The 26,821-nt window shown below is 66.2% G+C and carries 29 protein-coding genes and 2 pseudogenes; 16 read left to right on the forward strand and 15 right to left on the reverse strand.

The window, feature by feature from the left end:
- Positions 1-12 precede the first annotated feature (12 nt).
- Positions 13-1,224, reverse strand: coding sequence for a CaiB/BaiF CoA transferase family protein (locus NP3_RS08295; protein ID WP_063039396.1), 1,212 nt, complete (start codon positions 1,222-1,224; stop codon positions 13-15).
- Complete coding sequence (locus tag NP3_RS08300; RefSeq protein ID WP_063039398.1) at positions 1,221-2,702, reverse strand: aldehyde dehydrogenase family protein; 1,482 nt, start codon at positions 2,700-2,702, stop codon at positions 1,221-1,223. The genes NP3_RS08295 and NP3_RS08300 overlap by 4 nt, the downstream gene beginning before the upstream one ends.
- Before the next feature lie 221 nt (positions 2,703-2,923).
- Between NP3_RS08300 and NP3_RS08305 the strand changes: the two genes are divergently transcribed.
- The 9 genes from NP3_RS08305 (at position 2,924) to NP3_RS08345 (ending at position 10,895) form a co-directional block, all read left to right on the forward strand.
- A complete protein-coding gene (locus NP3_RS08305; protein WP_063039399.1) occupies positions 2,924-3,631 on the forward strand; it encodes an SDR family NAD(P)-dependent oxidoreductase in 708 nt (235 codons plus the stop codon).
- A gap of 62 nt (positions 3,632-3,693) precedes the next feature.
- The gene (locus NP3_RS08310; RefSeq protein ID WP_063039400.1) at positions 3,694-4,554 is read left to right on the forward strand and encodes a mycofactocin-coupled SDR family oxidoreductase; all 861 of its coding nucleotides are present in this window, start codon (positions 3,694-3,696) and stop codon (positions 4,552-4,554) included.
- Positions 4,555-4,568: 14 nt separating this feature from the next.
- Complete coding sequence (locus NP3_RS08315) at positions 4,569-4,763, forward strand: ferredoxin (RefSeq protein ID WP_063039407.1); 195 nt, start codon at positions 4,569-4,571, stop codon at positions 4,761-4,763.
- Between the two features lie 11 nt (positions 4,764-4,774).
- Positions 4,775-6,130 (forward strand): cytochrome P450, encoded by a 1,356-nt coding sequence (locus tag NP3_RS08320; RefSeq protein WP_063039409.1) that lies wholly within the window; start codon positions 4,775-4,777, stop codon positions 6,128-6,130.
- 20 nt (positions 6,131-6,150) lie between these two features.
- Entirely contained in the window at positions 6,151-7,809 is a 1,659-nt protein-coding gene (locus NP3_RS08325; protein ID WP_063039410.1) for a thiolase C-terminal domain-containing protein, read from the forward strand.
- The gene (locus NP3_RS08330; protein ID WP_063039413.1) at positions 7,806-8,780 is read left to right on the forward strand and encodes an alpha/beta fold hydrolase; all 975 of its coding nucleotides are present in this window, start codon (positions 7,806-7,808) and stop codon (positions 8,778-8,780) included. Before NP3_RS08325 ends, NP3_RS08330 begins: the two co-directional genes overlap by 4 nt.
- Complete coding sequence (locus NP3_RS08335; RefSeq protein WP_063039415.1) at positions 8,780-9,283, forward strand: DoxX family protein; 504 nt, start codon at positions 8,780-8,782, stop codon at positions 9,281-9,283. Before NP3_RS08330 ends, NP3_RS08335 begins: the two co-directional genes overlap by 1 nt.
- The gene (locus tag NP3_RS08340) at positions 9,283-10,101 is read left to right on the forward strand and encodes an NAD(P)-dependent oxidoreductase (protein ID WP_063039417.1); all 819 of its coding nucleotides are present in this window, start codon (positions 9,283-9,285) and stop codon (positions 10,099-10,101) included. The genes NP3_RS08335 and NP3_RS08340 overlap by 1 nt, the downstream gene beginning before the upstream one ends.
- Complete coding sequence (locus NP3_RS08345) at positions 10,101-10,895, forward strand: NAD(P)-dependent oxidoreductase (RefSeq protein WP_063039420.1); 795 nt, start codon at positions 10,101-10,103, stop codon at positions 10,893-10,895. Before NP3_RS08340 ends, NP3_RS08345 begins: the two co-directional genes overlap by 1 nt.
- Positions 10,896-10,979: 84 nt before the next feature.
- On the opposite strand, the gene NP3_RS08350 is transcribed toward NP3_RS08345, so the two are convergent.
- Positions 10,980-12,425, reverse strand: coding sequence for an MFS transporter (locus tag NP3_RS08350; RefSeq protein ID WP_063039421.1), 1,446 nt, complete (start codon positions 12,423-12,425; stop codon positions 10,980-10,982).
- A 117-nt stretch (positions 12,426-12,542) separates the two neighbouring features.
- On the opposite strand from NP3_RS08350, the gene NP3_RS08355 reads away from it, so the two are divergent.
- Positions 12,543-13,010, forward strand: coding sequence for a MarR family winged helix-turn-helix transcriptional regulator (locus NP3_RS08355; RefSeq protein ID WP_063039422.1), 468 nt, complete (start codon positions 12,543-12,545; stop codon positions 13,008-13,010).
- A 5-nt stretch (positions 13,011-13,015) separates the two neighbouring features.
- On the opposite strand, the pseudogene NP3_RS08360 reads toward NP3_RS08355, so the two are convergent.
- From NP3_RS08360 to NP3_RS08375, 6 genes and pseudogenes are all read right to left on the reverse strand, one after another.
- Positions 13,016-13,447 (reverse strand): annotated as a pseudogene (locus tag NP3_RS08360) (AMP-binding enzyme); the annotation flags it as partial.
- Positions 13,345-13,695, reverse strand: coding sequence for a zinc ribbon domain-containing protein (locus NP3_RS50305; RefSeq protein WP_444980781.1), 351 nt, complete (start codon positions 13,693-13,695; stop codon positions 13,345-13,347). The pseudogene NP3_RS08360 and the gene NP3_RS50305, both read right to left, overlap by 103 nt.
- Positions 13,665-13,805, reverse strand: a pseudogene (locus tag NP3_RS51800) (helix-turn-helix domain-containing protein); the annotation flags it as partial. The pseudogene NP3_RS51800 and the gene NP3_RS50305, both read right to left, overlap by 31 nt.
- Complete coding sequence (locus NP3_RS47720; RefSeq protein ID WP_157124186.1) at positions 13,792-13,959, reverse strand: hypothetical protein; 168 nt, start codon at positions 13,957-13,959, stop codon at positions 13,792-13,794. The gene NP3_RS47720 and the pseudogene NP3_RS51800, both read right to left, overlap by 14 nt.
- Before the next feature lie 63 nt (positions 13,960-14,022).
- Positions 14,023-14,211: a ferredoxin gene (locus tag NP3_RS08370; protein ID WP_063039425.1), complete on the reverse strand. Its 189-nt coding sequence runs from the start codon at positions 14,209-14,211 to the stop codon at positions 14,023-14,025.
- Positions 14,208-15,503: a cytochrome P450 gene (locus tag NP3_RS08375; protein ID WP_169814459.1), complete on the reverse strand. Its 1,296-nt coding sequence runs from the start codon at positions 15,501-15,503 to the stop codon at positions 14,208-14,210. The genes NP3_RS08370 and NP3_RS08375 overlap by 4 nt, the downstream gene beginning before the upstream one ends.
- Positions 15,504-15,702: 199 nt before the next feature.
- Between NP3_RS08375 and NP3_RS08380 the strand changes: the two genes are divergently transcribed.
- Genes NP3_RS08380 through NP3_RS08390 form a run of 3 tightly spaced genes read left to right on the forward strand, consistent with a single transcriptional unit; the run spans position 15,703 to position 18,902 of the window.
- A complete protein-coding gene (locus tag NP3_RS08380; RefSeq protein ID WP_063039427.1) occupies positions 15,703-16,833 on the forward strand; it encodes an acyl-CoA dehydrogenase family protein in 1,131 nt (376 codons plus the stop codon).
- The gene (locus NP3_RS08385; RefSeq protein WP_063039429.1) at positions 16,830-18,056 is read left to right on the forward strand and encodes an acyl-CoA dehydrogenase family protein; all 1,227 of its coding nucleotides are present in this window, start codon (positions 16,830-16,832) and stop codon (positions 18,054-18,056) included. The genes NP3_RS08380 and NP3_RS08385 overlap by 4 nt, the downstream gene beginning before the upstream one ends.
- Positions 18,057-18,902, forward strand: a complete 846-nt coding sequence (locus tag NP3_RS08390) for an SDR family NAD(P)-dependent oxidoreductase (RefSeq protein ID WP_063039430.1) — start codon at positions 18,057-18,059, stop codon at positions 18,900-18,902.
- Here NP3_RS08390 and NP3_RS08395 read toward each other — a convergent pair.
- Positions 18,844-19,500 carry a TetR/AcrR family transcriptional regulator gene (locus NP3_RS08395; protein WP_245720855.1) on the reverse strand — a complete coding sequence of 219 codons (657 nt, stop codon included), beginning with the start codon at positions 19,498-19,500 and terminating at the stop codon, positions 18,844-18,846. The genes NP3_RS08390 and NP3_RS08395 overlap by 59 nt on opposite strands.
- Before the next feature lie 74 nt (positions 19,501-19,574).
- On the opposite strand from NP3_RS08395, the gene NP3_RS08400 reads away from it, so the two are divergent.
- A complete protein-coding gene (locus NP3_RS08400) occupies positions 19,575-20,342 on the forward strand; it encodes a tyrosine-protein phosphatase (RefSeq protein WP_063039432.1) in 768 nt (255 codons plus the stop codon).
- On the opposite strand, the gene NP3_RS08405 is transcribed toward NP3_RS08400, so the two are convergent.
- Positions 20,328-21,602, reverse strand: a complete 1,275-nt coding sequence (locus NP3_RS08405) for an aromatic ring-hydroxylating oxygenase subunit alpha (RefSeq protein WP_063039433.1) — start codon at positions 21,600-21,602, stop codon at positions 20,328-20,330. The genes NP3_RS08400 and NP3_RS08405 overlap by 15 nt on opposite strands.
- Positions 21,603-21,763: 161 nt before the next feature.
- Between NP3_RS08405 and NP3_RS08410 the strand changes: the two genes are divergently transcribed.
- On the forward strand, positions 21,764-22,342 hold the full coding sequence (locus NP3_RS08410; RefSeq protein WP_063039435.1) for a TetR/AcrR family transcriptional regulator: 579 nt from the start codon (positions 21,764-21,766) through the stop codon (positions 22,340-22,342).
- Positions 22,343-22,409: 67 nt separating this feature from the next.
- On the opposite strand, the gene NP3_RS08415 is transcribed toward NP3_RS08410, so the two are convergent.
- Both NP3_RS08415 and NP3_RS51870 read right to left on the reverse strand, forming a co-directional pair.
- Positions 22,410-23,882 (reverse strand): amidase, encoded by a 1,473-nt coding sequence (locus NP3_RS08415; protein ID WP_063039437.1) that lies wholly within the window; start codon positions 23,880-23,882, stop codon positions 22,410-22,412.
- An 83-nt stretch (positions 23,883-23,965) separates the two neighbouring features.
- On the reverse strand, positions 23,966-24,205 hold the full coding sequence (locus NP3_RS51870) for a hypothetical protein (protein ID WP_507762162.1): 240 nt from the start codon (positions 24,203-24,205) through the stop codon (positions 23,966-23,968).
- A 471-nt stretch (positions 24,206-24,676) separates the two neighbouring features.
- Between NP3_RS51870 and NP3_RS08420 the strand changes: the two genes are divergently transcribed.
- On the forward strand, positions 24,677-24,952 hold the full coding sequence (locus NP3_RS08420) for a hypothetical protein (protein ID WP_063039439.1): 276 nt from the start codon (positions 24,677-24,679) through the stop codon (positions 24,950-24,952).
- Between the two features lie 142 nt (positions 24,953-25,094).
- Here the strand turns inward: NP3_RS08420 and NP3_RS08425 are convergent, their stop codons facing one another.
- Together NP3_RS08425 and NP3_RS08430 are read right to left on the reverse strand one after the other, a co-directional pair.
- Positions 25,095-25,880, reverse strand: a complete 786-nt coding sequence (locus tag NP3_RS08425) for an SDR family NAD(P)-dependent oxidoreductase (RefSeq protein ID WP_063039441.1) — start codon at positions 25,878-25,880, stop codon at positions 25,095-25,097.
- Between the two features lie 172 nt (positions 25,881-26,052).
- On the reverse strand, positions 26,053-26,736 hold the full coding sequence (locus tag NP3_RS08430) for an MspA family porin (RefSeq protein WP_063039443.1): 684 nt from the start codon (positions 26,734-26,736) through the stop codon (positions 26,053-26,055).
- Positions 26,737-26,821: the final 85 nt, after the last annotated feature.

A 26,821-nucleotide genomic window follows, 5' to 3' on the forward strand; every position in this document is an offset into this window, starting at 1 on the left:
TACTCCAGCGAATTACGTGATCGCACCAGCGGTTTTGAGCGCGATGATGCGGTCCCAGTCCAGGCCGAGTTCGAGCAGGACCTCGTCGGTCTGCGCGGCGAATTCCGGGCCGGGACGCAGGTCGGGCGCGGTGAGATCGAACTGCACCGGACTCGAAACCAGTTGCAGCTCACCGGCTTTGCGGACATATTCGTTCGCGTGCACCTGCGGATCGTCGATCGCCTGGAGCGCGTCCTGCACCGGCGCCCACGGCCCGGACAGGGTCGCGAAACGCTCGGTCCACTCGGCGAGCGTCCGGGTGGCGAACACCTCGCGCAGGATCTCCACGGCCACAGCGGTATTGGTCGCGATCGCGGCGGCATCGGCGAATCGCGGATCTTCCGCGAGGTCCGGCCGGTCGATATGTTTGCATACGTCGCCCCAGAATTTGCCGGGCTGCAACATGACCAGCGACAGGTACCGACCGTCCTTGGTCGCGTACAACCCCGACAGCGGATTCGACGGCGAACCGTGTGATCCGGTCGGGAACGCCCGCAGCGGCTCCCCCATATACGCCGAGAGCGCGATGGTGTGCCCCATCGACCACAGCCCGCTGCTCAGCAGCGACACATCCACGATCGACGGCTCGCCCGTGCGTTCGCGCTTCAGCAGCGCGGCCGCGATGCCACCCGCCAGATTGGTTCCGGAGATGGTGTCGCCGAATGCCGGACCGGGCGGCGGGATCAGCCCGTCGATGTTGGGCGGGGTAATAGTGGCGGCGACGCTGCCGCGGCACCAGTAGGCGGTCATGTCGTAGCCGCCCTTGTCGGCCTCCGCACCACGCGGGCCGAGACCGCTGCCGCGGGCATAGATGATCTTCGGGTTAACCGCGCGGATGTCGTCGACATCGATACCGAACTTGCTTCGGTGCTGCGGCAGGAAACTGGTCAGGAATACGTCCGCGGTCTTGGCCAGGTCGTGGATCACCGCCCGGCCCTCCGGCACCGACATATCGACCCCGATGCTGCGCTTGCCCCGATTGGCATGCTCCACATTGGGATTGGGGTCGCCCTCGACCTTGAAGGTGGCGATCTGACGCAGCCCGCGCTGCGGGTCACCGGTGACCGCGTGCTCGACCTTGATCACGTCCGCACCCCAGTCGGAGAGCACTGCGCCCGCCGACGGCACGAATCCGTACATCGCGACCTCGAGGACGCGGATCCCGTCGAGTGGCCCCGCGCTCATCGGACCGCCGCCGCGAAGGTCTTGATCTCCAGGAATTCCGTCAACCCGTCGACTCCCATCTCCCGGCCGATGCCGGACTGTTTATAACCGCCGAAAGGCGCGTCGGCGGCGAAGTAGTTGCCGCCGTTGATGCTCATGGTGCCGGTGCGGATGCGCCGCGCCACCGCGAGCGCCCGCTCCTCATCGGCGCTGAACACACCGCCGGAAAGACCGTAGATCGAGTTGTTCGCGATCCGTACGGCATCGTCGTCGTCCTCGTACGGGATCACCGCGAGCACCGGCCCGAAGACCTCTTCCTGGGCGATTTCGCTGTCCGGATCGACACCTGCCAGCAGCGTCGGCAGGTAGAAGAAGCCCGGGTCGACCTTCTTGCCACCGGTTACCAACTGGGCGCCCGCCGCGACCGCGCGCTGCACCAAACCGTCGACCTTGTCGCGCTGGCGCTCGCTGATCAATGGGCCCATATAGGTTTTCGGATCGCCGGGGTCGCCGTAGCGGACATGCGCGAAGTTCTGCGCGACCATTTCGACGATCGCGTCGTGATCCTTGCGCGGCACCAGCAGCCTGGACGTCAGTGCACACCCCTGGCCCGCGTGATTGACGATGCTGAACGCCGCGAATTGCGCCGCCGTTCGGTAGTCCGCGTCGTCGAGCATGATCGCAGCCGATTTGCCGCCGAGCTCGAGGAATACCCGCTTGAGTGTCTCGCTCGCGGCGGCCATGATCTTGCGTCCCACCGGCGTCGAACCGGTGAAGGTGACCACGTCTACGTCGGGATGCGTCGTCATCCGTTCGCCGACAGCCACATCCGAGGAGGTGAGCACATTGACCACACCGGCGGGAATGTCGGTGTGGCGCGCGATGATCTCGCCGAGCGCCAGGGTGGCCAGCGGCGTATCCGGTGCGCCCTTGAGCACCACCGTGCACCCGGCCGCGAGCGCGGGCGCGAGCTTGGCCAATGCGAGCTGATGCGGATAGTTGTAGGCCGCGATGGCCGACACCACGCCCGCGGCTTCCTTCTCGACCCAGCGCCGATGGCGCTGACCGCGGATTTCGATATCGCCGATGTCCTCGGTGAACGAGAACTTCGACAGTAATCCGGCGTAGTAGCGGACGATCTCGAAGGGGATCTCGAGCTGGTTACCGTGCGTGAGCTGCCTGGTCGCGCCGACCTCGGCGATCGTCAGCTCCCGCAGTTCTTCGACGTTATCGCGAAAGGCCTGGTAGAGCTGTTCGAGGCAGTGCGCGCGGAATCCGGCGTCGGTGGCCCAGGTCGTGGTGTCGAAGGCCCGCCGGGCCGCGGCGATGGCCGCGTCGGTCTCGGTAAGGCCCGCCTCCGGTGCGTACCCGTACACCTCACCCGTCGCGGGATTGAGCGAGGCGAGCGTGCGCCCGGTCTCGATCAACTGTCCGTCGACGAGCAGCCGCCGGGTCGGAATCTGCTCCGTCCGGGCGGCCACTTCTTCTTGCACTGACATCCGGTCTCCTCGACTACGCAATGGAAACTTCATTCTCGTTATCGGAGAATCTTACATTCGTCGATCGCGAGATCGTAGCAACATTCCGAAATAGGCAACACCTGTCAGCGCATGGATGTCGCTGGCGTTCGGATGTCGATATGCCCGCATCACCCGGGAAGTCTTGCGTTTAAGCTAAACGCGAGAGTACGGTTCTCAACATCCGGAAGGGAGATTCTTGCGTGAAAACCGCTGTGGTCACCGGAGGCGCCTCGGGCATCGGCCTCGGCATCGTCGAGCGCCTGCGCGCTGACGGCCTGAACGTCGCCACCCTCGACCTGAACCCGTCCGCCGAGGACGATTTCGCCTATCAGGTCGACGTGACGAAGCCGGACGAGATCGCCGAAGCGTTGACCGACGTGCGCACCAAACTGGGCCCGATCACCGTGCTGGTCAATGCCGCCGGAATCGAGAAGTACCGCCGCTTCCACAACCTCACCTTCGAGGAGTGGCAGCGCATCATCGATGTCAACCTGCACGGCGTATTCCATACCGTCCAAGCCGTGCTGCCGGATATGACTGCCGCGAACTGGGGACGCATCGTCAATATCTCCTCCTCTAGTACCCACTCCGGCCAGCCGTTCATGGCGGCGTACGTGGCGGCCAAGTCCGGTCTCAACGGCCTCACCAAATCGCTTGCGCTGGAACTGGGTCCGTACGGGATCACCGTCAACGCGGTCCCGCCGGGCTTCATCGATACCCCCATGCTGCGCCGGTCCGAGGAGAAGCAGTTGCTCGGCGGAACCATCGAGGAGCACATCCAGCGCACCCCGGTGCGCCGGGTCGGCCGCCCCGCCGATATCGCCGCCGCCTGCTCGTTCCTGATCTCCGAGGACGCCGGATACATCACCGGACAGATCCTCGGCGTCAACGGCGGCCGTAATACCTGAACCCGCCCGTGCCCCGGCACGGACGGTGCAGCCCAGAAGAAGTAGGACCGAAAGGAAGAGCCGTGGGACGTGTGGAGGGCAAGGTCGCCTTCGTCACCGGAGCCGCGCGAGGCCAGGGCCGCAGTCATGCGGTGAAGCTTGCGGAGGAGGGTGCCGACATCATCGCGGTGGATATCTGCCGTGATATCGAGAGCATCCAGTACTCGCTGTCGCGACCGGAGGATCTCGAGGAGACCACCCGTCTGGTCGAGAAGACCGGACGGCGCATCATCGCCGAACAGGCCGACGTGCGCGACCGACCGCAATTGGCCGCTGTGATCGAGCGCGGTATCGCCGAATTCGGCCATCTCGACATCGTGGTGGCACAGGCGGGCATCGCCGGTATGAAGGGCGAGCCGCAGTGGCAGGCCTGGACCGATGTCATCGATACCAACCTGCTGGGCGTCATCAACGCCGTACAGGCGGCGCTGCCGCATCTCGGCGCAGGCGCATCGATCATCGCCACCGGCTCGACCGCGGCGCTGATGGACTTCTCGAAAGTCGACCAGCCGGGTAAGGATCCGGGCGGTGTCGCCTACATGGTCGCCAAACGTCTTCTGTCGCAATATATCCACGAGATCGCCACGCACCTGGCCCCGAGCAGTATTCGGGCCAATGTCGTGCACCCGACCAATTGCGACACCCCCATGCTGCACAGCGAGCCGATGTACCGGTCGTTCCGGCCGGATCTCGAACATCCCACCCGCGCGGACGCCGAACCCGCCTTCTTCGTGCAGCAGGCCATGCCGGTCCCCTTTGTCGATCCGGAGGAGATCAGCAACGCGGTGTTGTTCCTGGCCTCCGACGAGTCCCGTTTCATCACCGGTACCCAATTGCGGGTCGACGCCGGCGGCTATCTGAAGTGGTACGACTACCGCGTCTGAAGGGAAGAAATACCGTGAAGGTTCGAGTCGATGACGAACGCTGTCAGGGGCACACGCTGTGCGCGATGATCGCCCCGAAAGTGTTCGAACTCAGTGAAATCGACGGGCATTCGTCACCGGTCAGCGAAGACGTTCCAGCCGATCAGCAGGACAACGTGCGCGAGGCCGTCCGGTCCTGCCCCGAGCGGGCGATCTCCAGCACCGAATAGAGGAACCGCCGATGACCGATATCGCATCCGATGCCGAGCGCAGACAGCCGGAATTTCATTTCGATCGACACACCCCGCAATATCGCGGACAGTTCGTCGACATCACCCAGCAGATGCAGAGCGAGTGCCCGGTCGCCTGGACCGAAACCTACGGCGGGCACTGGGTCGCCGCGGGTAACCGCGAAGTGTTCGAACTGGCCCGCTGCCCGCACATCTCCAACGACAACGACCCCAACGGTGAACGTCGTGGCTACAAGGGGATTTCCATTCCGACACCGGAACGCGGCCAGGGCATTCGCGCGGGCATCCTGGAAATGGACCCGCCCGAACAGCGGGAACTGCGCTCGGCGCTGAATCCGTACCTGTCCCCCGCGGCGGTGCAGCGCTGGATTCCGTTCGTCGACGAAATCGTGCGCGCCAGCATCGACGAGCAGATCGAAAGCGGCAGCATCGATTTCGTCGACGAGTTGGCCAATATCGTGCCCGCGGTGCTCACCCTCGCGATGCTGGGCATCCCACTGGACAAGTGGACCATCTACAACGAACCGGCGCACGCCTCGGTGTACACCCCACCGGATTCGCCGGACACCCCGCGCATCGCCGAAATGCACCGCACCATGGGTCTGGACCTGCTGACGAATTATCTGGAGGTCAAACAGAATCCGCGGCCAGGCATGCTGCGCGCCGTCGCGGAGTCCACCCTGAACGGCGAGCCGATCTCCGATATGGACGCGCTCGGCATGCTCAGTCTCATTATCGGCGGCGGCTTCGACACCACCACCGCGCTCACCGCGCACGCACTGGAATGGCTGTCGGAGAATCCGGATCAGCGCGAATTGCTCAGCCGCGAACGCGATCTCATCCTGGATTCCGCGACCGAGGAGTTCCTGCGCTACTTCACCCCCGCACCGGGTGACGGCCGCACCTTCGCCCAGGATTGCGAGGTCGGGGGCAAGCAGTTCGCCGAGGGTGAGCGGCTGTGGCTGTCGTGGGCGATGGCCAACCGGGACCCCGAGGTGTTCGACAACCCCAATGAGATCGATATGGAACGCCGGGGCAATCGGCACTACAGTTTCGGTCTCGGTGTGCACCGCTGCATCGGTTCCAATATGGCGCGCATGGTGTTCAAGCGAATGCTGCTCGCGGTGTTCGACCGGATGCCGGACTATCGCTGCGCTCCCGAGGACGCCGTACATTACGACACCATCGGCGTCATCCAGGGCATGCGGCATCTGCCTGCCACCTTCACCCCCGGTCCCCGGCTGGGCGCCGGACTCGACGAAACCCTGGCGAAACTGCAGCGCGTCTGCGATGAGCAGCGGCTGGCCGAACCGGTCACCGTGCGCAAGGGCGACGCCCAGATCTGACGAAAGAGCGAGGAGGCGATATGGGCGAAGCATCGGGACGTCCACTGCCATTGCTCACCCTCGAGAACGAGTTCTTCTGGACCTCGGGGAGCGATGGCACGCTGCGCATACAGGAATGTGAATCCTGTGCGGCACTGATCCATCCACCGCAGCCGGTGTGCCGGTACTGCCGTGGACACGAGATGGGAGTGCGTGCCGTCTCGGGCTTCGCCACACTCGCGGGCTTCACTGTCAACCACCGGTTCGGTGTGCCGGGACTGCCCGCGCCCTATGTCGTGGCGCAGGTCGCGCTCGAGGAGGATCCGCGAGTTCGGCTGACCACCAATGTGATCGACTGCGATCCGGATGCCCTGGTCCTCGGCATGCGGCTCGAGGTGGTCTTCCAACAGGACGACGACGTCTGGCTGCCGCTGTTCCGGCCCGTCGAAACGCAGCCGGAACCGGCCCCGCTGCCCGTGGACGATATTGCGCCACAGGAGTTCTGGCGGCATGTACGGCCCATGGTGCGGTCGGAGAAGTTCGAGGACCGGGTCGCGCTCACCGGTATCGGTATGTCACCGATCGGGCGGCGGCTGCAGGTTCCGCCGCTGCGGCTGACCATCCAGGCCTGCGAACGCGCGATCGCCGACGCAGGATTGACGCTCGACGATATCGACGGCCTGTCGACCTATCCCGGCGGCGGCAATATGGGCGGATTCAGCGAGGGCGGTGTCACTGCTCTGGAGTCCGCCATGGGCATCCGGCCGACCTGGTACAACGGCGGCATCGAGACCTTCGGCCCCGGTGGGGCGGTCATCGCGGCCATGCTCGCGGTCGCGAGTGGGCTGGCCAGGCATGTGTTGTGTTTCCGCACCCTGTGGGAAGCCACCTTCAACGATCTGATGCGCACGGGCAAGATCAAGCCATCGGGTGGGCGCACGCCCGGCTGGATGGCCCCCTTCGGCGCCACCTCGGCGGCACATACCTTGGCGCAGAACGCACAACGGCACTTCCATCGCTATGGCACCACTCGCGAAACCCTCGGCTGGATCGCACTGAATCAGCGCGCGAATGCCGAACTCGAGCCGACCGCGATCTACCGCGATCCGATGACCATGCAGGACTATCTCGAGGCGCGCACGATCACCACACCATTCGGGCTCTACGACTGCGATGTGCCCTGTGACGGTGCGATCGCGGTCATCGTCTCCAGCGTGGACGCCGCGCGCGATCTGGCCAAGCCGCCGGTGCTGGTGGAGGCGGTCGGCACCCAGATCATCGAGCGCATCGAATGGGATCAGAGCACCCTCACCCACGAACCACAGGTGCTCGGCCCGGCCGCGCACCTGTGGACCCGAACCACGTTGCGCCCCACCGACGTCGATATCGCCGAGCTGTACGACGGCTTCACCTTCAACTGCCTGTCCTGGCTGGAGGCCCTCGGCTTCTGCGGTATAGGCGAGGCCAAGGACTTCCTCGACGGCGGTAAGAACATCGCCCGCGACGGCCTGCTGCCGCTCAATACCCACGGTGGCCAGCTCTCGCACGGCCGCACCCACGGCATGGGCCTGCTGTACGAGGCGATCTTGCAGCTGCGCGGTGAAGCCGGTGCGCGCCAGGTCCCCGACGCCCGCATCGGTGTGGTGTCCAGCGGTGGGCTCACCCCCGGCGGGGCGATGCTGCTGCGGAGTGATTCATGACGATTACCGAATCCGATTTCTCGCTGCTGACCGGAGACGAACCGATTCCGGTCGTCACCGAGGTCGACGGCATTCCGATGTCGGGATTGCTGGCCGAGGCGCAGACACCGCGTGCGGTCGTACTCGCCCTGCACGGCGGGGCCACCACCTCGGCGTATTTCGACTGCCCGGACCATCCGCGACTGTCACTGCTGCGGCTGGCCGCCGCGGCCGGATACACCGTGCTGGCCCTGGACCGTCCGGGATACGGCAGCTCGCGCACGCATGCCGACGAGCTCGCCGACCCACAGCGCCGTGTCGATCTGATGTACGCGGCGGCCGAGCAGCATCTCGGATCGCGGCCGCGCGGCGCGGGCACCTTCTTGCTCGCTCATTCCGCGGGCAGTGAATTGGCGTTGCGGATGGCGGCCGACGAGCGCGGCCGCGAATTGCTCGGCCTCGAATTGGCCGGGACCGGGCTGGAACATCAGCAGGAGGCCTACGACATCCTGTGGGGACCGGATCCGCACGGGAAACGGCGCATGCGTCGCGACGGCGTGCCGGGCGGGGTCACCGAACTGCTGTGGTATCCGGCCCGGCTGTATCCGCCCGAGTTGGTCGGCGGTGCGCGGATCGGGTCCTATGGCCCACGCTACGAAGGGAATTCGGTCGAGGACTGGCCGACGGTCACCTTTCCAACACTTGCCGCCGAAGTGCGGATTCCGGTGCGGTTCACTGTCGGCGACCACGAACGGGTGTGGCGCAACGATCCGGAGGCACTCGCTGAAGTCGCCGCCCGGTTCACCGCCGCGCCCAGGGTCGTGCTCAATATCCAGCCCAACAGCGGCCACAACCTCAGCATGGGACACACTGCCGCCGCCTACCACCTCGGTCTGCTCGCCTTCGCCGAAGAAGCCGCTGTCGCCCGGAGTCTCGGCGAATTCTCCGGTCCGGCAATACAATTCAACGGCGCAACCCAGGAGGTGAACTGATGGACGTCGTCGACGTCGCCATCGCACTCGTGCGACTCGTCGTGGGGGCCACCATGATCGCCCACGGGGTCAATCACTGGGTGGGCGGTGGCAAGATCGCGGGCACCGCGCGCTGGTTCAGCGGCCTCGGACTGCGCGGCGGCGTTCTGCACGCGTGGCTGAGCGTCGTCACCGAAATCGGTGCGGGCGTGTTGTTGATCGTCGGGCTGCTCACCCCGCTGGCGTGTGCGGCGGTCGTCTCGGTGATGGCGGTCGCGGGTCTGCTCGCCCACCGCACCAACGGATTCTTCGTATTCAAAGAGGGGTACGAGTATGTGCTCGTGCTCGCGGTCGTTTCGCTGGCGCTGGGGCTGCTCGGTCCCGGCTCGCTGTCCATCGATCACGCCGCCGATATCGAGATAACGGGCTGGGCCGGTGGCGGCATCGCCCTCGGGGTCGGCCTGGTCGCCACCGCGGGCCTGCTCGCCGTGTTCTGGCGGCCCGAAGCGAAAGGCGAAAAGTGATGCGGGTCGGATTCATCGGACTCGGCAGCCAAGGTGGGCCGATGGCGCGCCGGATCGTCGACTCCGGATATGAGACGACGCTGTGGGCGCGGCGGCCAGCCTCGCTGGAGCCGTATGCCGATACAGCGGCGAAGGTCGCCGCATCACCCGCGGAACTGGCCGCAGCGAGCGACATGGTCTGCCTCTGCGTGGTCGGCGATGCCGATGTCCGCGAGGTCGTGACCGGCGCCGACGGCGTACTGGCGGGCATGGCCGCTGGCACGATCCTCGCCGTGCACAGCACGGTGCATCCGGACACCTGCCGTGATCTTGCCGATATCGCTGTGGCACAGGGTGTTTCGATCGTCGACGCACCGGTCAGCGGCGGCGGCGCCGCGGCCGCCGACGGCCGGTTGCTGGTAATGGTCGGCGGCTCGACCGATATCGTCGAACGCGCTCGCCCGGTATTCGAGACCTACGCCGAACCCGTCGTCTATCTGGGCCCGCTCGGCGCCGGACAGACCGCAAAGCTCCTCAACAACCTGCTGTTCACCGCGAATCTCGCAACGGCGGCAAGCACTCTCGCGCTCGGTGCGTCGATCGGTATCGATCCGACCCGCCTCGGCGAGGTGATCTCGCACGGCACCGCCGACAGCTTCGCGCTCGGCCGTGTCGTCTCCGCGGGCGGCACCCTGGACCGGATCGCCGCGCATGCCGGGCCACTGCTGCGCAAAGATGTCGGCCTGATCGCGGATCTGGCCGCCGCCGCGAGCGCCGAGCCCGGCATCGTGCTCGACGCCGCGGACGCGACCCTCGCGATGATCGATCACCCGCGCTGATGCGCGTCGGATTCCTCGGCGCCGGGCGGATGGGGCGTCCCATGGTCGAGCGGCTGGTCCGAGCCGGACACGAGGTGTGCGCGCTCGGCCGGTCGCTCGAAGCACGCCGGGCCCTCACCGAGATCGGGGCGCAGGCGGTATCGGCCCCCGCGGCCGTCGGGACCAACGCCGATCTGGTCATCGTGTGCGTCTTCACCGATGAACAGGTTCGAGCGGTATGTCTCGGCACACCGCTGCTGGCCGCCATGCCATCCGGATCGACTCTCGTCCTGCACACCACCGGCAGTCCGCACACGTCGGCGGCCATTGCCGCCGAAGCCGTTGCCGCACATGGCATCCAGGTGCTCGACGCGCCCGTCAGCGGCGGCCCGCCCGATATCGCGGCCGGGCGGCTCACTCTCTTCGTCGGCGGTCCAGCCGAGACCGTGGACCGGATCCGGCCCGTGCTGGCCGCCTATGGCGACCCGATTCTGCACGTCGGTCCGCTCGGTGCGGGCCAGCGCGTCAAGTTGGTCAACAATGCCGTATTCGCCGCACAGCTCGGAATACTCACCGCGGCAGTGGATCTCGGGAAACAGCTGGGCGTTGCCGAGAACACCCTGTTGGCCGCGCTGCCGCACGGCAGTGCGGCAAGTCGCGCGCTGACCGGTGTCGCGGGCCGGGGGTCGGTGGCCGAATTCAGCGCATCGGTCGGCGAATTCGTCGGCAAGGATGTCGCAGCGGTCCGGTCGGTCGCCGCCGAACTCGGCACCGATCTCGGCCTGCTCGACGACGCGATCGACAACCGGCGCTGACGCGTACAAGGCGGCGCCCCGAACCTGCTGCCGGTACAGGTTCGGGGCGCCGTTCCCACCGCGCCACGCTGCGCGGGTGAGCCATCAGACCCGTGCGGGAACTTCCGCTTCGGTCTGCTCGGCCGGACCCGCGGCAATCGCACGACGGACCGGAATGGCCATCGCGACCAACGCCGCCAGCACCGATACGCCACATCCGATCAAGAACGCGACGCGGAAACCGTCCTCGGTGGGGATGCTGTGACCGCCGACCGTGATGGTCAACTGTGCCAGCACCGCGCCGACCACGGCCGCGGAGATCGAGGTGCCGATCGAGCGCATCAGGGTGTTGAAGCCATTGGCGGCAGCGGTTTCCGACTGCGGCACCGCACCCATGATCAGCGCGGGCATCGCGCCGTAAGCGAAACCGACACCCGAGCTGCAGATGATGTTCACGATCAGCAGGCCCCAGGTGCTGCCCATCAGGACCTGCGCGGCGCCGTAGCCGATGGCCATGACGACGGCGCCGACGACGAGGGTGAACTTCGGACCGCGCATTGCCGACAGCTTCGCGCCGACCGGGGAGATGAGCATCATCATGATGCCTGCGGGGGCCATCCACAGACCCATCGCCATCATCGACTGGCCGAGACCGTAACCGAGTGAACTGGGCAGCTGCATCAACTGCGGGACGCTCAGCTGCAACGCGTACATGCCGACGCCGATGGCGACCGTCGCGAGATTGGTGACGAGCACCTGCGGCCGGGCGGTGACCCGCAGGTCGACCAGCGGCTCGACGGTTCGCAGCTCCCACCAACCCCACACCAGCAGCACCACTACGGCCGCGACGAACAGGCCGACAATGCTGCCGCTCGTCCAACCCCACGTCGCGCCCTTGGACACGGCGAGCAGCAGCGACACCAGACCGGCGCCGAGCAGTACCGCACCGAGTCCGTCGAAACGACCCGACGGCCCTTCGGCAATGCCCTCAGGGACGATCAGCGTAATCAGCGCGGTGGCGACCGCGACCAGCGCCGCCGCCGCCCAGAACAGCACCCGCCAGTTGCTGTACTCGGTGACCGCCGCCGCCAACGGCAGCCCGAGCGCGCCACCGATACCGAGCGAGGAACTGATCAGCGCGATGGCCGAGCCGAGTCGCTCGGGCGGCAGCACATCGCGCAGCAGCGCGACGGCCAGCGGAATGGTGCCGAAGCCGAGGCCCTGCAGGCCGCGACCGACGATCATCGGCAGCAATGAACCCGCCATGGCGCAGACCACCGAGCCGACTATGAGGGGCACGGTCGAGGCGATCACCATCCGGCGCTTGCCGAACATATCGCCGAGGCGTCCGGCGACCGGGGTGGCGACCGCACCCACCAGCAGAGTGACCGTGACGACCCAGGATGTATTGGCCGCCGAGGAATTCAGAATCTGCGGCAACTCGCCGAGCAATGGCACTACCAGCGTCTGCATCAGCGACGCGACGATGCCGGTATAGGCCAGCACCGCCAGGATGGCGCCTGGCCGGACAGCGGAATCAGGCTTGTCCACCTAAATCTCCCTCGGACTCACAACAATCAGCGTGTATCGTACACTACATGTGTATCATGCATTCCACGTGAGCAATACACGCACTGTGTGTGATGCACATCTCCGAGGGAGGAAGGCATGGACAAGCGCATACAACTGATCGAGTTCGAGACCTTGCTACTCGGCCACTACCGGCTGAGCCCGCAGCATCGGCGTACCGATGACCCGCTGGAGCGCAGCTCGTATCTGCTACTGAGCCGACTGCGGATCCAGGGCCCGATGTCGCTGCGACAGCTCAGCGACGCGCTGGGATTGGATGTGTCGACGCTGCATCGGCAGACCGCCACACTGCTGCGGACCGGACTCGTCGAACGCATTCCCGATCCGGAGGGCGGTATCGCGCGCAAGTTTCGCGTCACCGCCGCGGGTGGTCAGCGCCTCGACCAGGAGCGCGCTGTCATCATCGAGGTCCTGGCAGCGGTGACGCGGGATTGGACCGGCGAGGAGCGCGCCGAATTCGCCCGCTATCTGGAGCGTTTCAACAGCGATATCGAGCGGCTGTACGGACGGACGTGGCCGCGCCCGGAGCCGATGCCCGCCCGGTAGGGCACTCAGCTGACCAGCGTGTCGTGGCCTTCCCAATACTGGGCGCGCAGCTGGCGTTTGTAGAGTTTGCCGCTGGGATCACGGGGCAATTCGACGACGAAGTCGACCGTGCGCGGGCATTTGTAGGCGGCTAGTTCCGCGCGGCAGCAGGCGATCAGCTCGGCCGCGAGTCCGGCACCGGCGGCAGCCGGATCGACCAGTTGGACAACGGCTTTCACCGCCTCGCCCATTTCCTCGTCCGGCACGCCGAGCACAGCGACGTCGGCGACCGCGGCATGCGCGGCGAGCAGGTTCTCAGCCTCCTGCGGGTAGATATTGACCCCGCCCGAGATGATCATGTGGGCTTGCCGATCGGCAAGATACAGATAGCCGTCGTCGTCGGCATCGAGATAGCCCATTTGACGTCCTCCCCGCCCTGAAGTGAAAGATGGGGACTCCCACCGCTAGGCGCGGCAGTTGGTTCCTGCTTCGCGGACCGGCCGACGCCGAGGTCTCCACAGGCTGTCACCGCACGTCCTGCGGCGAGAATGTTCTTGGCCGCGTTCACATCCGCGTTCATGCTGTACCCGCACATGGTGCACTGGAAGCGCGCTTCGCGTCGGCGAGTTGGCGGGCTTGCTCGTTGTAGTTGATCCAGCAGCCTCGGCGCCGGTACTCGCGACGCTGCTCCAACGCGGTGTTCCACACGGCGCGACAGGTGTCGCCGATCAGTTCGGTGAACTCGGCCTGTTCGGGCGTGAACTCCACCCGATACCGCCGCCCCGTCAGCATGTTCGACAGCCTAACATTTTGCATAGGTCACCACCTCGCCGCTGGCCGCCAGCACGATCGCCGGGCGGTCCGGCGCCCGATCAGCGTGCCAGCCGCGCGTCATCGGTGCCGCGGTGGTCCGCACAACGTCGTCGGCCGCCACTGGATCAGCTTGTCCGGCAACGTGATTCTCGGCCATGGAACAACACTCTTCCTCGAATTGGATGCCGATCAGCTGATATAGGCGGCCGCACCAAACCGGTCAACTCACGGTGATGGCATGCTCCGGGCAGGCCGACACCGCCACCAGGACAGCACTGGCGTGGTCGGCCGGAACCTCGGGACTCTGCACCTCGGCGTAGCCGTCGTCGTTGAGCGCGAACACCTCTGGGCACAACGCCACGCACACTCCGTGTCCGCGACAGTGGTCGGAATCGACCGAGACCTTCATCGGGCACCACCTTCCGCGATATCGAATTCCAGATGCAGCGCGGTCAGGCCGCGCAGGACGAAGGTCGGCACATACTCGTACTCGCGTGCACCGGCGGCGCCGTGCGCCGTTTCGTCGATGCGGATATCGGTCGTGCGGTCCAGCAGCCGCTCGATGGCCACCCGGGCCTCAGCCCGGGCAAGCGGCGAACCCGGGCAGGTGTGGATGCCACGGCCGAAAGCGATGTGGGTGCGGGCATTCGAGCGCTCGGGATCGAAGGTCGTCGGGTCGTCGAAGTGGCGCGGATCCCGGTTGGCGCCACTGTTCACCACCATCAGGGTGGTACCGGCGGGCAGGTCGACCCCGCCGACGCTGACCGGCACCTTCGACAAACGGAAGTCGCCCTTGACCGGGCTCTCCATGCGCAGCGCCTCCTCGATGAAATTCGGTATGCGCGAACGGTCCTCGCGCAGCCACCGCTGCAGTTCGGGCTGTTCGGCGAGCAGTTTCAGCGCGGAGCTGAGCAGTCGAACCGTCGTCTCCTGACCGGCCGAGAACAGGTTCGCGGCCACCCGGACGACATCGAGCACCGTGGGTTCGGAACCGTCCGGGAACATCGTGGTCGCCATGCTGCCGAGCACGTCGCCGCGCGGTTCGCGACGCCGGTCCTCGATGTAGTCGGCGAACTTGCCGTAGAGGAATTCGATCGGGTTGTGGTGCATGGATTCACCCTCGGTACTGCCGAGTGTGGAGCCCTCCCGGTGCGGGTCGCGCTGCAATGCCTGCAGGAATTCCTCCTGGTCGGCCGCGGGCACGCCGAGCAGGTCGGCGATGACGTACAGCGTGAACGGTCCGGCGAAGTCGCGGATGAAGTCGCCGCGACCGGGTGCGAGGTAGCTGTCGAGCATCCGGTCCGCGAGCGTCCACATCGCGTCCTCGTTCTCCTTGAGGCGCTTCGGGGTGATCAATCGCATCAGCAGCCCGCGATGCTGGGTGTGCACCGGCGGGTCCAGGGTCGGCAACTGGTCGCTGAACGGCAGTTTGTCGCGGTGTTCGGCGATCAGCGCATCGATATCGCCCTCCAGCGGGACCGGGAAACCGGGGAACGGACCGGTCACCGAGGTGCAGGAGGAGAAGTGCTCGGTGTCGTTCAGCACCTCGAGCGCCTCGTCGTAGCCGGTCACCATGTACACGCCGTGGTGGTTCTCGCGCGCCACCGGGCACTGCGCCCGCATCGCGTCGAAGTACGGATACGGATCCGCTATGAGCTCCCGCCCGAGAAAGAAATCCATCTCCTCGAAGTCGTTCACCACTGATGGCTCCCTTCGCCACCGCGCGCTCCACGGACCTACCGACCGGCACGCGAGAATGCTACTCTCGATAACTGTTCAATCCGATTCTCACATCGGTATGGGAGACCGTCAAATAGGAGACGGCCGCGCGCGGTTTCCGACCAGCGCGTCTCAGCCCGGTGAGCAGGTGCTCAGCGGTTGATTCGGAGGACCGAAAATCATGAGTGTCGAGCCGACCGGCGATCAGCGGTTGTTCCAGACGACGACCCGCGAGTTCCTCGACCGGACCGTCCCGATCGAGGCGGTGCGCGAACTCGCTGATGTCGCATCGGGTTTCGATGACCTGTGGTGGCGACGCGGCGCGGAGTTGGGCTGGACGGCGATGCTGGTGCCCGAAAGGCTCGGGGGCGGCTCGATTTCCGGTCAGCCGATGACCGAACTCGCGCTGGTGGCCGCGGAGTTCGGTCGCACCTGCGCGCCCGGCCCGTTGATCCCCACCAGCGCGGTACTCGCCGGACTGGCAGCCGCGGGCGATCGGTTCACGGATGTGATCGCCGAGATCGTCAGTGGGGACGCCATCGCCGCGTGGGCGCTCTACGAGCCTGGCCACGGTTTGGATCTCACCGCCCCGGACACCCGCGCCGAACCCGACGGCACCGGCTACCGGCTGACCGGACTCAAAGATCGCGTCGAAGCCGGTGACCGCGCCGACCTGTTCCTCGTCACCGCCCACGCCCCGGACGGCCCGATCCAGCTCCTGGTGCGCGCCGATACCCCCGGCGTGACGGTCACCCCGACCTGGACGCTCGACCTCGTTCGCCGTACCGCCCGGGTCGAGTTCGCGAATGTCTTCGTCCGCGCCGAGGCCGTGGTCCAGCGGGGCGAAACCGCCACCGCGGCAACGCAATCGCAACTGCATATCGCAGCGGCGCTCAGCGCCGCGGAATCGGTCGGCGCCGCCCAGCGTGCTTTCGAAGCCACCGTGACCTGGATGTTCGACCGCTACACCTTCGGCCGCCCACTGGCCTCCTATCAGGCCCTCAAACATCGCATGGCCGATAACAAGACCTGGCTGGAGGCCTGCCGTGCGACCGCCTGCGCCGCGGCCGCGGCCATCGACGAAAACCCCTCCACAGCAGCCGAATTCGTCAGCGTCGCCAAGTCCTATGTCGGTACGAAGGCCCCGCTGATCGTCCAGGACTGCGTCCAGATACACGGCGGTATCGGCGTCACCTGGGAACACGACCTGCATCTGTTTCTGCGGCGCGTCACCTATGGCCGGGTCCTGTACGGCACCCCGGAGGAACATCACCGCCGCATCACCGATCTACTCGTCCGGAGCGCCGCATGACCACCGATCTCGAACCCGTCGACAGCTTCCGCGACCGCGCCCGGCGCTGGCTGAAGGAAAACCTCCCGCCCACCACGCAGACCTACACCGGCGCGGACCACGACGAGGTGTGGGATCGCGCGCGCGAACTGCAGCGCATCCTCTCCGACGGCGGCTTCGCCGGTATCTGCTTCCCGCAAGCCTATGGCGGCCAAGGGCTCACGCCCGCGCACCAGCAAGCTTTCACCGAGGAGTCGCTCGGCTACGAGATGCCGCTGGTGCTGAATGTGCCGACCCTGGCGATCTGCGCGGCCACCCTGCTCGAGCTGGGCACCGAGGAGCAGAAGCGCACGCATCTGACGGCGGTGCTGCGCGGCGAGGAGATCCTGGCCCAGTTCCTGTCCGAACCGCGCGGCGGCTCGGATCTGGCCGGGCTGACCACTCGCGCCGACCGCGACGGTGCGGAGTGGATCCTCAACGGCTCCAAGATCTGGAGTTCGGGCGCCTATGCCGCCGACTACGGACTGTGCCTGGCCCGCACCGACTGGGACGTGCCCAAGCACAACGGGCTCACCCTGTTCATCGTCCCGGTTGCCGCGCCGGGCGTGACCATTCAGCGGATCAAACAGGTCACCGGATCGACCGAGTTCTGCCAGGAGTTCTTCGACGATGTCCGGCTACCCGCCGACGCCGTGATCGGCGAGGTAGGCGGCGGTTGGGCGGCGGCGTCGCGGCTGCTGAATCACGAACGTGCCGCCATGGGCGGCACCTCGCCGTACACCAGCGGCCAGCGCCCCCACCTCGGCGCAGAGGCCACCACATTGGTCGACTTGGCGCGCGCGACCGGCCGACTCGACGATCCAGGGGTGCGTGCGGATATCGGGGCCGCCAGGGCGATGATCGTAGTCCGCAACCAGCTCATCGCACACGTCTCGCACGCCATCGGCACCGGCGCCCTGCCGCCCGCGGCCGGATCCATCGTGCGCCTGTTCAGCGCCGAAAATGCCTTGCTGCAAACCGATTCCGCGGTCACGATCGCGGGCGCGGCAGCGGTGACCGGCGATCCGGACGGTCCCGGCGTCGGCCAACTCGGCATCGACTATCTGTTCCGCAACGCCTGGAGCCTCGCGGGCGGAAGCACCGAAATGGCCCGCAACATCATCAGCGAACGCGTACTCGGCATGCCGCGCGAACACGCCGCCGACCGCGACGTGCCATTCAACAAAGTCGAGCGAGGTCGTTGAGTGACGGGTTGGTTCGAACAGCGCAGCGGCCTCGACGGCACCGTGGCCGTGATCACCGGCGGCGCAGGCGGTCTCGGGCAGGCGATCGTGCACGATCTGGTCGCCAACGGTGTCCGGCCCGCGATCCTCGACCTCGATGCCGAAGCAGCCGAGGCCCTGCGGCACACGATGGCCGACCGCGACGCCCTTGTGCAGGTCGGTGACGCCCGCGATCCCGATACGCTGGCGGCACTGTTCGCCGCCGTCGACGCGCGCTGGGGTCGGCTCGACATCCTCGTCAATGTCGTCGGCGGCACCTTCCGCGCGCCGTTCACCGACACCACGCCGAACGGCTGGGACGCACTGCTGCGCACCAATCTGCTGCACGTATTCCACGCCTGCGCACTGGCGGCGCCGCGGATGCGGGCCGGTGGACGCGGCGGCAGCATCGTCAACATCACCACCATCGAAGCACACCGTGCCGCACCGGGTTTCGCCGTCTACGCCGCCGCGAAGGCGGCAGTCGAACAGTTCGGCCGCACCCTCGCCATCGAACTCGCACCGGACCGGATCCGGGTCAACAATGTGGCCCCGGACTTCGTGCCGACCCCCAACCTCGCCAGGTTCTCACACGGTGACGGCGCCATGGCCGATCCGGCCGGGGCCCGGGTCGCCATCCCCCTCGGGCGTCCCGGTCAGGTCACCGATGTCTCGAACTGCGTGGTCTTCCTCGCCTCGGCCCTTTCTGCCTACCTCACCGGTACCACCCTGCACCCCGACGGCGGCACCTCGGCATCGGCGGGCTGGTTCAACTGGCCGGATACCGGTTGGGCCAATTACGCTCCGCTGCGCTATCTCCAGAGTTGATCGGGGTGATCGCCCGCAGGCAGAACGCGGTCGTGCGGTCGATATCGGCGGCGGTCGGCTCCACCCGGCGCCAGAGGAAATCGGTCAGACTGCCGACGGTCGCGTGCGCGACGAGCCCGGCATCGAATGCCGGGTCCCGACTGCCCAATTCGGTGAAAGCGCCGTGCAGCAGTGTGGCGAGCCGATCGCTCGGCGTTGGCGACCCGCCATCGAGATCCGGTGCCGACCCGCCCGCATTCCACAGCACCGCCCTGGTCAATGTCGCCGTGGCCTCGGCGGCCTGGGACAGCACCGCCTCGACCCACCGGCGCACCTGGTCCTCCGGTGTCTCCGCCGTGCGCATCCGGCGGTCGGCATAACGCACCAGGCGTTCCGCGCCGTCCTCGATGAGCGCGGAGATGAGTGCGTCCTTCGACGGAAAGTGCCGGTAGAAGGCGTCATTGGACAGCCCGGCGGCCGCGACGATATCGGCGACGCGCGGCCGCGACGCGGTTCCGCTGGCGCGGATGACGGCCAGCGCGGCATCCAGCAGGCGGCGCACCTCGTCGGCGTAGGTCGCCTCCCGTTTGGCGAGAGCCCGCGCTGCAATGCGGCCCACCACGTCAACCTTTGGACCTGCAAGGCTATTCTCGCTCACAAGAAGAGTATTCTCAGAATTAGGAGTCGGCGCAAATGCCCGAGCGTGTCCTCACCCTGCAGGGTGCGACGAACTTCCGCGATCTCGGCGGCTATCCGACCGTCGACGGCGGATACACCCGCTGGGGGATGGTCTATCGCTCCGACGCTCCACACCGGCTCAGCATCGACGACCTCGCCATCATCGAACGCCTGGGGCTTCTCGTCGCGTATGACCTGCGCACCGACGAGGAGCGCGACCGCTCCCCCTCGGCCCTGCCCGCCACCGTGCGCCGCATATCACTCACCATCGGCGGCACCGCCGCCCACACCCGGGCCAATGCCGAGATGATCCGGACCCGGCCCGCCGACATTCCCGACGACTTCCTCGCCGAAATGTATCGCCGGATGGCCGATTTCGACGCCGGGATATTCGGGCGGATCCTCACCGAGCTAGCCGATGCGGACGGTACACCGGCGCTGATCCATTGCACCGCGGGAAAGGACCGCACCGGCGTCGCCGCCGCATTGCTGCTGGCGGCACTCGGGGTCGACGAGACGACGATTCTCGACGATTACGAACTCAGCGCCATCCACTTCACCGATCGGCGCCTGCCCCGCCTACTCGCTCGCCTCCCCGAGGATGTCGACCCCGCACGCTACCGCGCGGTGTTCGGCGCGCCGCGGCTGGCGATGGCCACCCTGCTCACCACACTGCGGGAACAACACGGGAGTATCGAGGGCTACCTGCGTAGCAGGGCCGGACTATCGCCCTCGACTCTCACCGCGCTGCGCGACCGGCTGGTCCAGTCAGCCGTTTCGTGATGACTGCGCCTGGTACCCGGCAACGAAATCGGTGGCCTGCTTGTGCAGATGCCGCAACAGGATCTCCTGGTCGTTGAGCGGGAACTCGGTGATCGCCCGTGATTCGAGCATGGTCTGGGTGGCCTCGAGGGTGTTGCAGTCCTGCAGGCCGAATTCCTTGAAGGTGAGCGCGGCCAGTTCCTGGCGCAACCGGTCGGTGGCATTGCGCGCGGGGGCGAAATAGCAGGTGCCCTCGAAGATGTGCTTGTTGTAGGCGGTCGGCCAGTAGTGATACGTCAGGTACCAGCCCGGCGCCCACACGACGATCATGAAATTCGGGAAGAAGACGTAGGAGTCCAGGCCCCATGCCCGATGCCGGGCGGGGTTGAGGCCGGGTGGCAGATTGTCCAGCGCGGGGATGTCCGGGCGATCCCAGGCGCCGAAATTCCCGCTGCGCAATACTCTTTCGATCGGCTTGACCATATTCAGGTCTTTCGGGGGTGCCATGCCACCCCATGAGGACACCATCCCGTGCGGCCCGTCCAGTTCGTAGTGCAGCGCCTCGAAGCCGAAGTTCGACAGCTTCGACGACTCACCGGACACGTACTGCTTCGCGTGCAGGATGGGCGCGTGGTAGAACTCGGCGAAGGCGTCGATGTAGAGCTTCCAATTGCTGCCGACCTCGGCCCGGTACTTGTACACCTCGGTCATCTCGCCGAACGGGTAGCCCGCCAGGCCCTCCGCGAACTTCCCGAGATAGTCGGTCAGCGGCGCGGCATCATCATCGAGATTGATGAATATGAAGCCTTCCCACACTTCGCAACGCACCGACTTCAGACCGAATCGGTCCTTGTCGAAGTCGAAGAACTCCTGCTCCTGCTGCACGAAGGTAGCCTCGCCTTCGAGGCTGTAGCGCCACGCGTGGTACTTGCAGGTGAACTGTCGGCAGGTACCGGCAGTCTCCTGGCCCGGATAGTCGTCCCAGACCAGCTTGTTGCCGCGATGGCGGCAGACATTGTGGAAAGCGCGGATTTGCTGATCGTTGTCCTTGACAATGATCAGCGACGTGTTCACCACCGCGAGCTCTTTGGTGAAGTAGCTGCCCTTGCGTGGAAGCTGTTCAACCCGACCGACATTCAGCCAGGTCCGCGCGAAGATCGCTTTGCGCTCGAGCTCATAGTGCTCCGGCGAGATCGAATCCTCGAACGACACCAGGCCGGTGCCGAGCTCTGGATAGTGCTCCGTCCACGACCCCTCCGCGGGCTTCGCGAAATGCGGCATCTGTAGCTCCCGTCATATCGAATACCACGGCCAACGGGCCGCCGACACCAGGAAATGCTAGTCGTTCGTAAAGTAGATTGCTAGCCGTTCGTAAAGTAAATTCCTTGCCGATCGTCAAGTACAGTCTTAGGCATCACGATGAGCTCACCGGAAGGAACGCCATGACTAGGGCAGATGTTGTCGCGCGTGAAGCCGACAGTCGACAGCGCCTGATCGACGTCGCGGTAGCACTTTTCATCCGGCACAGCTTTGCCGGGACCTCACTGCAGATGATCGCCGATGAGCTCGGCTTCACCAAGGCCGCGATCTACTACCACTTCCGCACCCGGGAACAACTACTCCTCGCGGTGCTGCAACCACTGCTGCAACAACTCCGATCGGTGATCGAGACCGCCGAACAGCAGCGCACCGCCCGCGCCCGCGCGGAGTCGATGCTGATCGGTTACGCCGAACTCGCCGCCGCGAGCCGATCGATCGCCGCGGTCGTGACCACCGACCCCAGCGTCATTCGGGTGGTGCGCCAGCAACCGGACTGGAGCAAGGTGATCGATCGGCCTGTCACACTACTGGCCGAGCTCACCCCGGGACCTGATGGTGTCATCGCGGCCACGGCGGTGCTGACGGGTCTAGCCGGTGCCGCCTCCGGCGCGCCGAGCGATGTCGATCAGGAGACGCTGAATCGTCAGCTGCTCGACATCGGCCGCCGCATACTCGGACTGCGCAGACCGCGAATCACGTAGCGCCACAACACATTTCGAGGCGGCGGTCTGCTCGAGTCCGGAATCGTGGCGCGTTCGAGCTTGTCAGCTATCGAACCTGTTCCGCCACCGACGTCGGCGCCTCGAAACCGCCGATCTCCTGCTCGAGCAGTTCGGCCAGCCGCAGCGGGGTGCGGTCCTCGAACATCGGACCGATGAGCTGCACTCCCACCGGCAGGCCCTCGGGGGACCGGCCCGCCGGTATGGCGGTGGAGGGGAGACCGGGCATGGTGGCCAGACCGGCCCAGACGAGCTGGTCGGCGCCCGGGTAGGCCACGCCATCGATGTCGATCCGCCGCTCTCCCAGATCGGGGTTGTGATCGTGCGGGAAAGCGGGAGTCGGCGTGATCGGACAGACCACGGCATCGAACTCGGCGAAGAGTTGCCGCCAGCCTTGGCGGTGGCGCTCACGACGGATGTTGGCCTCGATCCAGTCGCGGTGGCTGAACACCGCGCCGCGCAACCGCGCCGCGTGCAGACTCTGGTCGTCCGCGTTCAGTCCGGCGGCGTGGGTCCGAATCTGCTCGTACCGCTCCACGGGATACATTGCGGCCAGGTTCGCCAGCAGCAACTGCGTGTAGAGCGTCGCGGCCTCGATCAGATCGGGCAGCAACGTACTTTGCCGTTCGACTCGGGCGCCGCCGCCGACGAGCGCGTCGGCGACTCGGTTCACCGCGGCCCGCACAGCGGAGCTGGTCGCAATGAGCGGATGATCGTCGATGACCAGGACATGGAAATCGGAAAGCCGCTCGTGGCGGGCGGACGGAAGAGCCAGGTCGTATGCGACGCCGAGCGTCAGCGGGTCCGGGCCGGCCATCACGTCCAGCAGCAGTGTGAGGTCGCGGGCGGTGCGCGCCATCGGCCCGACGACGGCGAGGTCGCGCTCGGACGGTAGTGCGGGCGCGGGCGGCGGGACATGACCGCGGCTCGCCACCAGCCCGTATGACGTCTTATGCGCGTAGACGCCACAGAAATGCGCCGGGGTGCGCAGCGAACCACCGATATCGGAGCCGATGGACAGCGCGCCGAACCCACACGCGAGGGCCGCCGCCGATCCGCCGGAGGACCCGCCCGGCGTGCGGCCGAGATCCCACGGGTTGTTGGTGGTGCCGTAGATCTCGTTGAAGCTCTGCAGATCTCCCAGCATGAACGGCACATTCGTCTTGCCGAGCACCACCGCGCCCGCGGCCTTCAGTCGCGACACTTGAACCGCGTCCTCGGCAGGCACATAGTTCCGCTGCTGCGGTATGCCCCAGGTCGTGGGCAGCCCGGCCATGTTGTAGGACTCCTTGACCGTCACCGGAATGCCGAGCAGCGGCCGATCCTCGCCGCGGGCACGCGCCTCGTCGGCACTGCGCGCGGCGGCACGGGCACGATCGAAGTCCGGCACACAGATCGCGTTGATCGCCTTGTCGTCCCGCTCGATACGGGCGATCGCCTCGTCGGTCAGTTCCACCGAGGTCACCTCACCGGCACGCAACGCAGCTGCGAGCGCTTCGGCCGACCGCAAACTCCACTCCATCAGACCGACCCTACCGGCCGCCGCCTGCGCTGAACCCGGTCCTGTGCGAATTGTGTACTGACGCTTCATTTTCCGCAGGCCGCTCAGGACTGGCCGTCCCGCCGCACGGAGGGGAACAGGCGCTCGACGGCGGAGACGATCGCGGCTCGGCGGGCCGCGTTCTGCGCTCGCGGGTCGATCGCCTTGGCAAGCTCGTGCTGTCCGGCCCATGACATGGCGTGCTGATTGACGAAAACAAGGATGTCGAGCGCACGGGGATTCCCCCATGGAGCACGAACCAGATTTCCGGGTTGAGCTCTGCCAAGGCGTCGGTGTGACTGGATTCGACGAGCGGGACTGCTTGGCGATGGTGGCGGATCTGCTCCCCGACGACACGGCGTTGCCCCCGGTGCGCCGCATCACGGTCGACATCTCACTGGCCGAGAAACTCCCGGTGCACCCTCCCACTCTCGGAGTCCCGGTGTGGCGAGGTGTGTGGTACCCACCCATGAACCTGCGAACCGGGCCGACGTGGCACCCCCGCGGCGTCGACCGAGCGTTCAACCCTCCTACTACCCGGCGCCTGTCGCAAAATCACGCCCCCACCCGAGGGCTAGTGAGACCGCCGCACTGTGGGCATACGCGCCCTCCTCCCATGGACACCCACGCGGCCGCGGCGGGCTGACCCGAAGCTACAGCGAGTTCGTCTGTCACCCAAGTGCGTTGGCCGATTCACAAGGTTGTGTTCAGCATTCTCCAGGCCGAGTCCGCGATATTACTTCCGGCACAACGGAATCGGCGAATGGGATTTCATCGTGACAGATGACTTCGGATATCAGGATCGAGCGGATCGAGGAGAGGCGCCAGCGGCCCTGGCCGCCGTGCCGACGGAGCGGGTGGTCGCCATCGTATGCGCGGTGGCCGTGGTGCTGGGTTCGCTCATCGCCGGGTTCCTCAGCGGGGACGACCAAAACGATCTGGATCGGCGGTTGCAGTATCAGGAGTGCATCGCTCAGGAGCAGGCGCGCATCGCCCGCGAGGGCAGCCTCCTGCAACCCGAAGACCTCTGCAATATCTACCCCGGCCGCTAAACCGAGATCGGCACGAGCGGGATGTCCTGAGTCGCAGCGCATCCCGGTCGGTGATCGCCCGCCCAGCGGCATTGTGGCGCGAGATCCCATAGTCGCGCAACGCGACTCGATGCGCCACGCAGCTCACAGACACTTGACGGCGTCAGCGCCTCATTTGCCCCGCCATCGCCATCAGCGCATCGCGCCGCGGCATCGCGAGGAGTGTTTCGAATGTCGCCCGGTAGTACTCGCTGCTGATGAAGACGGGACCGTTGGCGAGGTTCTCCAGGGTGAGTCGCGCTACTTCCTCGGCCGACATCACCTCGGGCAGTGTGGACATGTCGATGCCCTGGTTGGCCGCGGCTTCGGATTCCGTTGCGCCGGGACACAGTGTCAGGACATCGATTCCGTCGGGCTGGAGCTCTGCCCACAGGCCTTCGCCCAATGATTTGACCAGCGCCTTGCTCGCCGAGTAGGCGGCCGAATACGGGCATCCCATAAGGGCTTCGACCGAACTGGTGAAGATGATGCCGCCGCGACCACGTCGACGCAGGCGCGGGATGAAACCGTGGGCCAACTGCATCGGCACATGACAATTCACCATCAGCATTTCCGCCATCGCCTGCGGATCGTTGTCGGCGTGCGCACCTTTCATGCCGAAGCCCGCGTTGCTGACCACCAATCCGATCTCGAGCGCGCCGGTAGCGTCGAGCATCTGCTGTGTGGCCGTCGGCGCGGAGAGGTCTATCTGAACCGACCGCACCTGTACACCGTGTTCTTGCGACAGTTTTGCGGCCGACTTTTCCAGCCGGTCGAGCCGACGGGCGACCAGCACCAGGTCCAGCCCCATCGCCGCCAGCACATCGGCGAACGCCTTGCCGATGCCCGATGATGCGCCCGTGACGAGCGCCACCGGCCCGTACTTGTCCTTGAAATCGACGTTATCCATTCGAGCCCCACTTCCATGTTCCTACCGAGAATCCGACTTCGTTATATCGGATACGCAGTTCCGGGGTACGACCGAGCGGCCGAACATGACGTTCGGCCGCTCGTTGTCCCATTCGATCTCGTATCGAGGTGCGCCGCCTCCTTCGCAACGATCTCGTGCAGGCCGAGCTTGCTCAGCCGATGCTGAAGGGTTCACCCCACAGCGTCACGTAACCGACGGTGCTGGGCGTGTGGATCATCACCCGGACGAAGGAACGGGCCTGGGCGTAGCCACCGCACCCGTCGACCGCGAATGTTTCGTCCTTCCAGGTGATGCTGGAGTGCGTACCCATCACCTTGTTGCGCGAGCTGTGCGACTCGTTGCCATAGCCGTCGGGCGATTCCAGGTCCAGGATGTAGAAGGACTTGGCCTGTCCGGCCGCGAGCGTCAGACTGAGCGAACCGCCGCCGGTGCCCGATACCGTCGGCGAACTGGAGCTCAGATTGCTGGCGGACACACCGGCGCTCGCACCCGGCGTGATTCCCTTCAGATCGACCTGGCAGCCGACGACATACCCGGGCTGCAACTTGGTGTAGGTCGATGGGTCGGCGGCCGCGCCCTCGGATAGGTTGACCTCGCCGCGCCCGCTCGTCCACGCATTGCGATGCAGCGGAGTGTCACCCATGGACGGACTGATGGTGGCCGATTCGCCGGTCAGGGTGACCTGCACGACGGTACCGTCGTCCAGCGTCTGGGTGATGTCGCCGCCGGGCAGCGGCACGAATGTGTCGGCATTGGCCGGACCGGCCGCGAATGCCGCCGCCGCGACAACGGCGATGCCTGCCAGCCGCACAACGCTCGTTCGAGCAGTGTTCATGATGATTTCCCTCGAAATTCGTACGCCGAAGCGAATAGATACGGTCTGGCCGAAATCAACCGATACTGAACGGCTGACCATAAAG

The sequence above is a fragment of the Nocardia pseudovaccinii NBRC 100343 genome (assembly GCF_001613225.1).
Classification (GTDB): domain Bacteria; phylum Actinomycetota; class Actinomycetes; order Mycobacteriales; family Mycobacteriaceae; genus Nocardia; species Nocardia pseudovaccinii.

Coding starts and splice junctions, on each gene's coding strand:
- NP3_RS08295 (WP_063039396.1), bottom strand. CDS start 1,224: ATGAGCGCGGGGCCACTCGACGGGATCCGCGTCCTCGAGGTCGCGATG.
- NP3_RS08300 (WP_063039398.1), bottom strand. CDS start 2,702: ATGTCAGTGCAAGAAGAAGTGGCCGCCCGGACGGAGCAGATTCCGACC.
- NP3_RS08320 (WP_063039409.1), top strand. CDS start 4,775: ATGACCGATATCGCATCCGATGCCGAGCGCAGACAGCCGGAATTTCAT.
- NP3_RS08325 (WP_063039410.1), top strand. CDS start 6,151: ATGGGCGAAGCATCGGGACGTCCACTGCCATTGCTCACCCTCGAGAAC.
- NP3_RS08330 (WP_063039413.1), top strand. CDS start 7,806: ATGACGATTACCGAATCCGATTTCTCGCTGCTGACCGGAGACGAACCG.
- NP3_RS08335 (WP_063039415.1), top strand. CDS start 8,780: ATGGACGTCGTCGACGTCGCCATCGCACTCGTGCGACTCGTCGTGGGG.
- NP3_RS08340 (WP_063039417.1), top strand. CDS start 9,283: ATGCGGGTCGGATTCATCGGACTCGGCAGCCAAGGTGGGCCGATGGCG.
- NP3_RS08345 (WP_063039420.1), top strand. CDS start 10,101: ATGCGCGTCGGATTCCTCGGCGCCGGGCGGATGGGGCGTCCCATGGTC.
- NP3_RS08355 (WP_063039422.1), top strand. CDS start 12,543: ATGGACAAGCGCATACAACTGATCGAGTTCGAGACCTTGCTACTCGGC.
- NP3_RS47720 (WP_157124186.1), bottom strand. CDS start 13,959: ATGGCCGAGAATCACGTTGCCGGACAAGCTGATCCAGTGGCGGCCGAC.
- NP3_RS08370 (WP_063039425.1), bottom strand. CDS start 14,211: ATGAAGGTCTCGGTCGATTCCGACCACTGTCGCGGACACGGAGTGTGC.
- NP3_RS08380 (WP_063039427.1), top strand. CDS start 15,703: ATGAGTGTCGAGCCGACCGGCGATCAGCGGTTGTTCCAGACGACGACC.
- NP3_RS08385 (WP_063039429.1), top strand. CDS start 16,830: ATGACCACCGATCTCGAACCCGTCGACAGCTTCCGCGACCGCGCCCGG.
- NP3_RS08400 (WP_063039432.1), top strand. CDS start 19,575: ATGCCCGAGCGTGTCCTCACCCTGCAGGGTGCGACGAACTTCCGCGAT.
- NP3_RS08405 (WP_063039433.1), bottom strand. CDS start 21,602: ATGCCGCATTTCGCGAAGCCCGCGGAGGGGTCGTGGACGGAGCACTAT.
- NP3_RS08410 (WP_063039435.1), top strand. CDS start 21,764: ATGACTAGGGCAGATGTTGTCGCGCGTGAAGCCGACAGTCGACAGCGC.
- NP3_RS08415 (WP_063039437.1), bottom strand. CDS start 23,882: ATGGAGTGGAGTTTGCGGTCGGCCGAAGCGCTCGCAGCTGCGTTGCGT.
- NP3_RS08425 (WP_063039441.1), bottom strand. CDS start 25,880: ATGGATAACGTCGATTTCAAGGACAAGTACGGGCCGGTGGCGCTCGTC.
- NP3_RS08430 (WP_063039443.1), bottom strand. CDS start 26,736: ATGAACACTGCTCGAACGAGCGTTGTGCGGCTGGCAGGCATCGCCGTT.